Here is a 10,479-nt window from a genome sequence, read left to right on the forward strand (position 1 = left end):
CCATCCAGTGCGGGGCGGGGCTATGGTTGCTGGCGCGCTGGTGAGTCCTTCGGCTGTCTCGAATGCCTGATTTCAAAGAGCACGAGTTACAAGCGCAGGGAAATGCCAGCGATGTATGCTTGGGCAATCTCTTCGAGCATGTCGAAATTGGCGTCCTGCTGGTCGATTCAGGGGGCCATTTTATCGACGCCAACCCGTGCGCCTGCCAGATGCTTGGGTATTCCCGCGACGAACTGAACCAGATCGGCGTCTCGGATGTCGTTGTGCAGGCTGACGCGCGGCATAGCGCGCCCGCGTTGACCGCGATCACGGGCGCGGCCGCCGGTTGCCAGGAGCGGCAGTTTCGCCGCAGCGACGGTTCGGTTTTCCCCGTCGAGGCTATGCCGGTTGGGTTACCCGACGGCTCGCTGTTGAGCATCTTTCGCGAGATCGGCCGGGTCCAGACTTCCCGCGAGCTTCTCGCCGCTATCGTCGATTCGTCCTTTGACGCGATTGTTGGTCAGGATCTGAACGGCACAGTCACCAGCTGGAACGCAGGCGCACGAAATATTTTCGGCTATCGCGCCGACGAAATTGTCGGGACTCCGATTGTCCGAATGATCCCAAAGGGCAGGCAGAACGAAGAACAGATCATTTGGGACAAGCTGCGGCGTGGCGAGCGCGTCGATCCCCTGGAAACGGTGAGAAAGACGAAAGAGGGCAGGCTGATCGACGTCTCGCTTGCCGTATCGCCGATCCGGGACGACCGCGGCCGGATTACCGGCGCGTCGAAAATTGTTCGGGACATTACGTTGATAAAGAAGCGAACCCGGGAGGTGGAGCGGATCTCGCGGCTCTATGCCGTGCTCAGCCAGATCAATCAGGCCATCGTATCGACGGCGAGCCGCGAAGCCTTGTTTGCCCGGGTCTGTGACGCGCTGGTCAACAAGGGGTCCTTCCGATTGGCGTGGATCGCCTGTTTCGATCCCAAAACCGCCAGGCTGGTTCCGGTGGCGATCTCCGGCGACGACAACGGCTACGTTCACTCGATCGAAGTCTATGGTGCCGATGGCCGCGCAGAGGGGCGCGGTCCCTCAGGCAAGGCATTTCGTGAGGATAAGCCTCATGTAAGCCAGGATTTTTCTCTCGACCCGGACATGCGGCCGTGGCTGGCAGAGGCAACGCGGCGCGGTTTTCGATCATCCGCTGCGTTTCCGATCAAGGAGGCTGGCAAAGTCTGCGGGGTACTCATCGTCAACGCGGATGAGACCAATTTTTTCCAGGCCGAGGAGACCGATTTGCTCAAGGAGGCCGCGGGCGATATCTCATTTGGACTGGATAATTTTGCCCGCGAAGACGAGCGTCGAAGAATAGAGGTCATTGCCAGAAGCGAGAGATCTTTCTCCGACACGATCATCGAAAGCATGGCCGGCGTCCTCTATCTGTACGACGAGCACGGCCAGTTCCTGCGGTGGAATCATAATTTCGAAATTGTCACCGGCTATTCCGCCCACGAGATCGAGCGGATGCGGCCCGTCGAATTCTTCCGCGATTCCGACAGGGCTGTGTTGTCGGCAAGGATAAAGGAGGTTTTCGAGAACGGCGAAGCGTCCGTCGAAGCGCCCCTGCTGGCAAAGAGCGGCCGGACAACGCCGTATTTTTTTACCGGCCGTCGTATTATTTTTGAAGGCAGGACGTGTCTGGTCGGCGTCGGCATCGACATTTCGGAGCGCAAGCGTGTCGAAGAGGCCTTGCGTGAATTGAACGAAAGCCTGGAAAGAAAAGTCGCCGAGCGTACCGCCGACCTGCAGATCGCACTGGCGCAGGCCAAAGCGGCCGATCGAACCAAGTCCGCCTTTCTGGCGACGATGTCGCACGAATTGCGGACTCCGCTCAATTCCATCATTGGCTTCTCCGGAATCATGCTGCAAGGGCTGGCCGGCGAACTTAACCCCGAACAGAACAAGCAGCTTGGCATGGTGCGCGGCAGCGCCCGTCACCTGCTTGCCCTGATCAATGATGTTCTCGATATCTCAAAGATCGAGGCAGGGGAGCTGGAGGTCCATTTCAAGGCGTTCGACATCAAGGCCTCGATCGAGCGCGTTGTCGCATCGATCACGCCGATGCTGGAAAAAAAGAGTCTGGCTTTGTCGGTCGACCTCAAAAATCTGCCCGACACTTTCATCAGCGATCAACGGCGCGTCGAGCAGATGCTGCTGAATCTCCTGAGCAATGCGGTCAAATTTACCGAGAAGGGAAGCGTCAGGCTTTCCGCGGAAATCTCGTCCGGGCTGGCCGGTGATGAAAACCGGCCTGTTTTGCGCGTTGAAGTCGCCGACACCGGAATCGGAATCCGAGCCGAACATGTTCCGAAGCTGTTTCAGGCCTTCCGGCAAGTCGACACGGGCATTTCCCGGCAGCATGAGGGTACCGGGCTCGGGCTCGCGATCTCTCGCCGGCTGGCCGATCGCCTGGGCGGAGAACTCAGGGTAAAGAGCGAATTCGAACACGGCAGCGTGTTTACGCTCATTCTGCCCCTCAAGGGAGGCGCCCAGTCACATGAATAAGACGATTTTGTTGATCGAGGACAACGAGCAGAACAGATACCTCGCTACCTTCCTTCTGGAGAAGCATGGCTATTCGGTCGTGCCGGCATCCAACGGCGTGGCCGGCATTGAACTTGGATTGCGGTTCCAGCCGAAGGGCATTCTTCTGGACATCCAGTTGCCCGGGCTCGATGGGTATGAAGTGGCGCGCGCGCTTCGGCAAAACGCCGCATTGAACGGCGTGCCGATCATCGCCGTAACCTCCTATGCGATGGCGGGAGATCGCGAAAAGGCCATGGCCGCGGGCTGTGACGGTTACATTGAAAAGCCGATCGATCCCGAAACATTCGTCAGCGAGGTCGAAAGGTTGTTCCTGCGGGAGCCGACATGACCGCCAGGCCGCGCGCACTGATCGTCGACGATAAGGAAGAGAATTTATATTATTTGCGGACGCTGCTGACGGCGTACGGTTACGACGTCGAATCCGCGGGCCATGGCGCGGAAGCTCTCACCAAGGCCCGGCATTCGCCGCCGAGCCTGGTCATCGCCGATCTGCTGATGCCGGTGATGGACGGCTACAGCCTGCTGCGGCACTGGAAGGTGGACGACAAGCTCAAGGATATTCCTTTCGTCGTTTATACCGCGACCTATACCGCGCCCGAGGACGAGCGGCTGGCGATCGATCTCGGCGCGGACGCCTTCATCGTCAAGCCGATGGAGCCCGACGAACTCATCGCGCGCATTCGTCAGGTGGATTCCAGCAGGGCCGACGCCGGCTTCAGACCCGCGCACCGGCCAATCGCCGATGACCAGGAGATCGTCAAGCAATACAGCGCGGCGCTGGTGCGGAAACTGGAGGAAAAGACCATCCAGCTCGAAACCGCGAACCGCGCGCTGCAAAAGGAGATAGGGGAACGCAAGGAGGTCAGTACACGGCTCGAGACCCTGATCGAGCAGGCGAATATCGGTATCCTGGTTCATCACGACTTCAAGCCGATCCTGGCCAATGGCGAGATGGCACGGATCTTCGGCTATCAAAACAAGGACCAAATCCGCAATATGCCCGACTGCAGGATCCTGTTCGCCGATAGCGAGCAGGCGCGTATCGCGGCCTACTACAAGGAACGCCTCAAGGGCGGCGACGCACCTGGCTTCTATTCCATCAAGGGCAAAAGGGCTGAAGGTACCATCATCGATCTGGAGAACCGGTCGTTCGTCATTCAGTGGGGCGACCGGCTGGCCGTTTGCACCATGCTGACCGATGTGACGGAGCAGCGAAACGTCGAAGCCCAGTTGCGACAATCGCAACGGCTCGAAGCGGTGGGCCAGATGACCGGTGGCATTGCCCACGATTTCAACAATCTTCTCACGGTCATCATCGGTAACACCGAACTGATCGAGGAAACCGCGGATCCATCGCTCCAGGGCCTTGCCGAAATGGCGCGACAGGCGGCCGAGCGCGGCGCCCAATTGACCAGCCGGCTTCTCGCCTTTTCGCGTCAGCAGCCGCTCGATCCGAAGGCCATCGATATCAACGCGCTGATCCTGAACATCGACGGGTTGATCCGGCGCGCCATCGGCGGACAGCTTGAACTCAAGACCGTGCTGGGCACCGATCTGTGGCACGTATTCATTGACCCGTCGCAGCTTGAAAACGCGTTGCTCAACCTCGCCATCAACGCCCGCGATGCGATGCCCGATGGAGGATGTCTCACGATCGAAACCAGCAATGTCCGCATGGATGATGCGGCCGTCGCGGACCAGGTCAATTTTGCGCCGGGAGATTACCTGCTGGTTGCGGTATCCGATACCGGGACCGGAATGGACAACAATACCCTGGCTCACGCCTTCGAACCGTTCTTCACCACCAAGGATGTCGGCAAGGGCAGCGGCCTCGGTCTCAGCATGGTCTACGGCTTCGTCAGGCAGTCGCACGGACAGATCCGAATCCTGTCCGCGCCCGGGCAGGGAACGACCGTCAATATTTACCTGCCGAGGGCGGCCGACGACGTCGCGCTGGCGAAACCGGAAATCCGCGACGGATCGCTGCCTCGCGGCAGCGAAAGGATTCTGCTGGTCGAAGACGATGCGATGGTCCGGGACATGGTGGCGATGCAGCTCGCAAGCCTGGGGTACCGCGTCGTGAGCGCGGTCAACGGGCCGCAGGCGCTTGAGGTGCTCAAGCGGGAGGACGGCTTCGATCTGCTTTTCACGGACATCATCATGCCGGGCGGGCTCAACGGCCGCCAGCTCGCCGACGAGGCGCGCAAGCTCTGCCCTGGGTTGCGGATTATTTTCACCTCGGGATACGCGGAGAATAACGCCGGTCACGATGGCCGCCTGGATCAGGGGGTGCATCTGCTGAACAAGCCCTACCGCAGGGAGGATCTGGCGAAAAAGGTCAGGGATGCGCTGGCGCAGGAGCCTTTATAGCAGGAGCCTTTATAGCAGGAGCCTTGCTAGCAGGGGCCTTGCTGAAAGCGCTCTACCCGGCCAACGCGGTGTGACGTTTCGACGCGCTGTCTCGGTTGGCGGCAAGCCAGTGCCGGGCGCATATAATTGTCGGCGCATCTATGCGTCGTCATGATCGCGCGCAAGGTGCCTGCTGGAAATCCTGATCGTTGAACGGGTCCCGTTGCGGCGTATAAGGTGAACGGGGATCAAGTTCACTGATGAGTCTTTCAAGTCCGTTTATCCGTCGGCCTGTCGCCACCACGCTGCTGACGTTCGGGTTGGTTGCGGCCGGCGTCATAGCCTTTTTCAAGCTCCCGGTCTCGCCGCTGCCCGACGTCGATATCCCGACCATTTCGGTGCAGGCGACGCTGCCGGGCGCCAGTCCAGAGGATGTAGCGACCACGGTGGCCAGTCCGCTGGAGCGCCATCTCAGCCAGATCGCCGATGTCACCGAGATGACCTCATCGAGCTCGCTCGGCTCCGCGCGCATCAATCTGCAGTTCGGCATCAGTCGCAATATCAACGGCGCCGCGCGCGACGTCCAGGCAGCGATCAACGCGTCGCGCGCCGATCTGCCGACCGCGCTGCGCAGCAATCCCTCCTACCGCAAGTTCAACCCGGCCTCGGCGCCGATCCTGATCTACACGCTGACGTCGGATACGCTGACCCCCGCCGAACTCTATGACGCCGCGTCGACCGTGCTGGCGCAGAAGCTGTCGCAGGTCGATGGCGTCGGTGAAGTCAGCGTCAGCGGTGGATCGCTGCCCGCCGTGCGCGTCGAGCTCGCGCCACCGGCGCTCTACAAATACGGCATCGGCCTCGAAGACGTCCGCGCCGCGCTCGCCAGCGCCAATGCCCACAGTCCGAAGGGCGGCATCGACGTCACCGACCAGCGCTACCAGATCTATTCAAACGATCAGGCCATCAAGGCGCAGGACTACAAATCGCTGGTGGTTGCCTATCGCAACGGCGCGGCGGTCCGCCTGACAGATGTCGGCGAGGTGCTGGATTCGGTGGAGAACCTGCGCAATCTCGGCCTTTCCAACGGCAAGCTGGCGGTGATGATGATCGTCTACCGGCAGCCCGGCGCCAACATCATCGGGATGGTCGACCGCGTCAAGTCGCTGATGCCGCAACTGCGCGCATCGGTCTCGCCCGCGATCGACGTCAATCTCGCGGTCGACCGCTCGATCACGATCCGGACCTCGCTGCACGACGTCGAGATCACGCTCGTGATTGCCGTCGTGCTGGTGATCCTCGTGGTGTTCGCGTTCCTGCGCAGCGCGCGGGCGACGCTGGTGCCGGTGGTCGCGGTGTCGGTGTCCCTGGTCGCGACCTTTGCGGTGATGTATCTGCTCGGATACAGCCTCAACATCTTCTCGCTGATGGCGCTCACGGTCGCGACCGGCTTCGTGGTCGACGACGCCATCGTCGTGCTGGAAAACATTTCCCGCCACCTCGATGCCGGCAAGCCGCCGCTGGAGGCCGCGCTGCTGGGGGCCTGGGAGGTCGGCTTCACGGTGCTGTCGATGAGCGTGTCGCTGATCGCGGTGTTCGTCCCGATCCTGCTGATGGGCGGCCTGGTCGGCAAGCTGTTCCGCGAATTCTCCATGACGATCGCCATTTCCATCGTGATCTCGCTGGTGGTCTCGTTGACGACGACACCGATGATGTGCGCCGCGCTGCTGCGCGCGGAGCGCGGCCGGCCGCACGGCCGGATCTATCGTGCCAGCGAGCGCGCATTCGAGGCGATGCTGGACGGCTATCGGCGCACGCTTGGCGTCGCGCTGCGTCATCCGCGCTCGGTGATGCTGATTCTGGCGGCCGTGCTCGGCCTGAATTTCTATCTTTACGGCGCGGTTCCGAAGGGCTTCGTCCCGCAACAGGACACCGGGCTGCTGGTCGGATCGATTCAGGCCGATCAAAGCATCTCGTTTCAACTGATGCAGCAGAAGCTGCGGCTGTTCGTCGACATCGTCAGGCGCAATCCGGCCGTCGACACCGCCGTCGGCTTCACGGGCGGCGGCGGGCCGGGCCCGGGCGGAGGCTCGACCAACTCCGGCACCGTGTTCGTCTCCTTGAAGCCGCTTCGCGACCGCGAATTGTCCGCCGATCAGGTGATCGGCGTGCTGCGGGGCGAGCTCGCCGCGGTGCCGGGCGCCACGCTGTTCCTGCAGGCGGTGGGCGATCTCGGCGCCGGCGGACGCTCGGGCAACGCGCAATATCAGTACACGCTGCAGGGATCGACGTTCGAAGAGCTGAACGAATGGACGCCGAAGATCGTCGCCGCGCTGCAGACCGAGCCTGGTCTCGCCGACGTCGGCAGCGACCAGCAGAACAACGGCCTGCAGGCCAACGTGACCATCGACCGCGATGCCGCCTCGCGCCTCGGAATCTCGGTCAGCCAGATCGACAACTCGCTGTACGACGCGTTCGGTCAGCGGCAGGTCTCGACCATCTACGTGGCGCGCAACCAGTACCACGTGATCATGGAGGTGGCGCAGGCGTACCTGCAGAACCCGCAGACGCTCAGGGATGTCTATATCAGCACCTCGGGCGGACCGGCCAGCGGTTCGCAAACCACCAACGCGGTGCCCGGCACCGTGGTGTCGTCGACCGGCGCCGCGTCGCTCAATTCGGTGGCGGCCAGCGCGGTGCGCAATCTCGCGACCAACTCGATCGGCGCCACCGGCAAGGGCGTATCCTCGACCGGGACCGCGGTCTCTACCAGCCAGGAGACCATGATTCCGCTCGCGAGCGTCACCCGGCTGGGACAGGGCCAGACCGCGCTTGTCGTCAACCATCAGGGGGTTCTGGTCGCCAACACGATCTCGTTCAATCTCGCGCCCGGCGTCTCATTGGGCACCGCGGTATCGACGATCGAGACCACCATGAACCGGATCGGGGTTCCCGGATCGATTCGCGGCTCTTTCCAGGGCGCCGCCAAGATCTTTCAGGAATCGCTTGCCAGCGAGCCGTATCTCGTGCTCGCGGCCTTCGCGACCATCTACATCTCGCTCGGGATGCTCTATGAGAGCTACGTTCATCCGCTGACGATCCTCTCCACGCTGCCCTCGGCCGGCGTCGGCGCGGTTCTGGCGCTGATGCTGTTTCACACCCAGTTCGACATCATCGCGATGATCGGCGTGATCCTGCTGATCGGCATCGTCAAGAAGAACGCCATCCTGATGATCGATTTCGCGCTCGACGCCGAGCGCAAGCGTGGTCTGGCGCCGGCCGATGCGATCTACGAGGCCTGCCTGCTGCGCTTCCGCCCGATCATGATGACCACGATGGCGTCGCTGCTCGGCGCCGTGCCGCTGATCGTCGGCATGGGCGAGGGCAGCGAGTTCCGCCAGCCGCTCGGCATCACCATCATCGGAGGGCTGGTGCTGAGCCAGATCCTGACCCTCTACACCACACCCGTGGTGTATCTGTATCTCGATCGCTTTCGGCATTGGAGCAGGCGGCGGCGGGGCGGGTGATTGTGGGCGGGGTTGAACCGGTCGACCTGCCGATCAACAACCCGACAAATTCGTGCTCGCGATCAAACTTGGGACTGCAAGCTTGCCCTCACTCGATTCGGGGGTAGTGCTCACGAACCGCTTTCCGATACAGACGGAAGGCCATGTCAATTGAGTGCACTGGCACCGTAATTCCGGAAGAATGGCTGAAGCGAGGCGTGTCCATCGAGATCAAAGACCTTCCTCCGCCGGCTGAATCTAACTTGATAATCGCCTTAGAGAACGAATTGCTGCCGCTGCTTTTTCAAGCTGAAGTAGGCGCGTACATCAACTCCATCCGCAGCAGTCTTGATGTCCTCGCGATGGCTCTCGTGAAGAGGCACAACACGCAAATCCGCGAGGACCGCGTATTTTTTCCGATCGCGAAAAGCAAAGAGGAATTTGAGCGCAGAGGGAGCGGCGCACAAAAATTCCTCGAAGGTCTGCCCGAGTTGGACCGACGGCTGATAGAGCACATGGCCGTACCAGAAGTTACGGTGCATTAAATTGGCTTGGGTGGGCCTTCGCAGGCTCCCGAGCCGGACAGTGGACGAAGTTAAGACCTCGTGAACTTGCCTGGACATTCTTCTCAGGCGATGTGGACGTTGAGCAGCGCGAGCAGGATGAGGCTGGAGGCAACGACTCCCGCAGTGATGAGGGCCCATGCGATGCGATTGGTCGTCGCCGGTGAAATATCATGTTGCAGCAAGATCCATCTCAGGCCGCAGGCAAGGTGGGCGACAATTGCGATCGGCCCGACCCAGTAATGGGCAATCAGGCGAAGCTTGAGAAGACTAAACAGCAAGCTATCGTTGGGACGCGTCAACCAACTCCAATTGGTGTCCGTGCCCGCATAGCGGGCCGCAAACACCGCTGTCATATGGGCGAGAAAATAAACGCCGATGTAGGCGCCGCACATGGTCTGCACGGTGCTGAAGAGATCGCCCGGCAGTGTCATCCGCCGCCGCACCAGCACGATGCCACTCAGGATCTGAAAACCGATCAATGCCAGCAACACCGGCTGGACCATGTCGTCGCGATAAACGCGGCGCACGACGTTCATGATTGCGATGTGGACCGATCCGCTCCAGAAGCCGGCCAGATGATTCCCGATGTGAGGCCCGACGAACAGCAGCAGGATTGCGACAGCGGAAACGCCATGGGCGACGCCCAGCCGGCGATATCCGACGGGCGATATGGCAGATGCTGCCGATGACGACCTGGAGCCCGGCAGGACGATCATCGCCATCAGCGTCCAAACGATAAGCCATGCGACCGGCACCGCGGAAGACGCACGCAGCACGCCTCCGACGTTTTCGAAGCCCACATGGAGCGAGGGTGTGGTAAACGCCAGAAGGGCAACGCATCGGGCGCGAAAGTCCTCGGGTCTCCCGACATCCGGTGATCCGAGCGCCAGTCCAAATCCAAAGCTGACCAGCATGACCGCCAGCGCCAGTGTCAGCGATCCGATGACGCTGATCCAAACGATCGGTCCGTTCGGCGAGTCCGACCCGTGCACCAGGACAAGGCCAGCGGACAGCCAGCTCAATAATGACGGATAAGCCAACGCGCACAGCGCGGGGATGACGAGCAACAGGCGACGAAGTGATACCGCGCTCAACCCCCATAGACTATCGCGGCCGGCGTCCTTGGACGCGATGATGGCTGAAAGACGAAACCCGCCAGGTCGATTCATCGCTCCATCGCCTCACATGGATTTGACACGTGGAATATTCGTTCCAGTCGAGTCACGTCCTGTAGAACCCCAGAGGTAACCGATAATTCCCAACCAGACCGAAAGCCAACACGCTGCACTGATTTGCCCGTCGGGCTGTTGCGCGCGTTGTGCGCAAATCGTGTCCAGCCCCCTTCGAAAAAATATTTCTCTTCGCCGCTAACCCAAATCACTTTTAAATCCACCGCCGTCCCGTCCCGACAGAGGGGCGTTTCGCGGTCGTCACGAACGCGGGACGGGATGCGGTGGACGTGGCGGTGTC

7 protein-coding genes are annotated in these 10,479 nt (G+C 61.2%); 5 read left to right on the forward strand and 2 right to left on the reverse strand.

The annotated features are described in order from the left end of the window. Positions 1-62: 62 nt before the first annotated feature. The 5 genes from ABR948_RS19975 (at position 63) to ABR948_RS19995 (ending at position 8,988) form a co-directional block, all read left to right on the forward strand. Positions 63-2,546 carry a PAS domain S-box protein gene (locus ABR948_RS19975; RefSeq protein WP_428121109.1) on the forward strand — a complete coding sequence of 828 codons (2,484 nt, stop codon included), beginning with the start codon at positions 63-65 and terminating at the stop codon, positions 2,544-2,546. After that, positions 2,539-2,916, forward strand: coding sequence for a response regulator (locus tag ABR948_RS19980; RefSeq protein ID WP_428121111.1), 378 nt, complete (start codon positions 2,539-2,541; stop codon positions 2,914-2,916). Before ABR948_RS19975 ends, ABR948_RS19980 begins: the two co-directional genes overlap by 8 nt. After that, complete coding sequence (locus tag ABR948_RS19985; protein ID WP_428121113.1) at positions 2,913-4,958, forward strand: hybrid sensor histidine kinase/response regulator; 2,046 nt, start codon at positions 2,913-2,915, stop codon at positions 4,956-4,958. Before ABR948_RS19980 ends, ABR948_RS19985 begins: the two co-directional genes overlap by 4 nt. A gap of 239 nt (positions 4,959-5,197) precedes the next feature. Then, entirely contained in the window at positions 5,198-8,464 is a 3,267-nt protein-coding gene (locus ABR948_RS19990) for an efflux RND transporter permease subunit (protein WP_428121115.1), read from the forward strand. Between the two features lie 197 nt (positions 8,465-8,661). Beyond that, positions 8,662-8,988, forward strand: coding sequence for a hypothetical protein (locus ABR948_RS19995; protein WP_428121117.1), 327 nt, complete (start codon positions 8,662-8,664; stop codon positions 8,986-8,988). A gap of 83 nt (positions 8,989-9,071) precedes the next feature. On the opposite strand, the gene ABR948_RS20000 is transcribed toward ABR948_RS19995, so the two are convergent. Then, on the reverse strand, positions 9,072-9,731 hold the full coding sequence (locus ABR948_RS20000) for a hypothetical protein (protein ID WP_428121119.1): 660 nt from the start codon (positions 9,729-9,731) through the stop codon (positions 9,072-9,074). A gap of 443 nt (positions 9,732-10,174) precedes the next feature. Next, a partial coding sequence (locus tag ABR948_RS20005) for a hypothetical protein (RefSeq protein WP_428121121.1) occupies positions 10,175-10,479 on the reverse strand: 305 nt, incomplete at its 5' end.

Origin of the sequence: Bradyrhizobium sp., from assembly GCF_050014615.1 — a bacterium.
GTDB lineage: Bacteria > Pseudomonadota > Alphaproteobacteria > Rhizobiales > Xanthobacteraceae > Bradyrhizobium.

Bases quoted from the DNA above. Each gene is read 5' to 3' on its own strand.
- ABR948_RS19975 (WP_428121109.1), top strand. From the start codon at position 63: ATGCCTGATTTCAAAGAGCACGAGTTACAAGCGCAGGGAAATGCCAGC.
- ABR948_RS19980 (WP_428121111.1), top strand. From the start codon at position 2,539: ATGAATAAGACGATTTTGTTGATCGAGGACAACGAGCAGAACAGATAC.
- ABR948_RS19985 (WP_428121113.1), top strand. From the start codon at position 2,913: ATGACCGCCAGGCCGCGCGCACTGATCGTCGACGATAAGGAAGAGAAT.
- ABR948_RS19990 (WP_428121115.1), top strand. From the start codon at position 5,198: ATGAGTCTTTCAAGTCCGTTTATCCGTCGGCCTGTCGCCACCACGCTG.
- ABR948_RS20000 (WP_428121119.1), bottom strand. From the start codon at position 9,731: ATGGCGATGATCGTCCTGCCGGGCTCCAGGTCGTCATCGGCAGCATCT.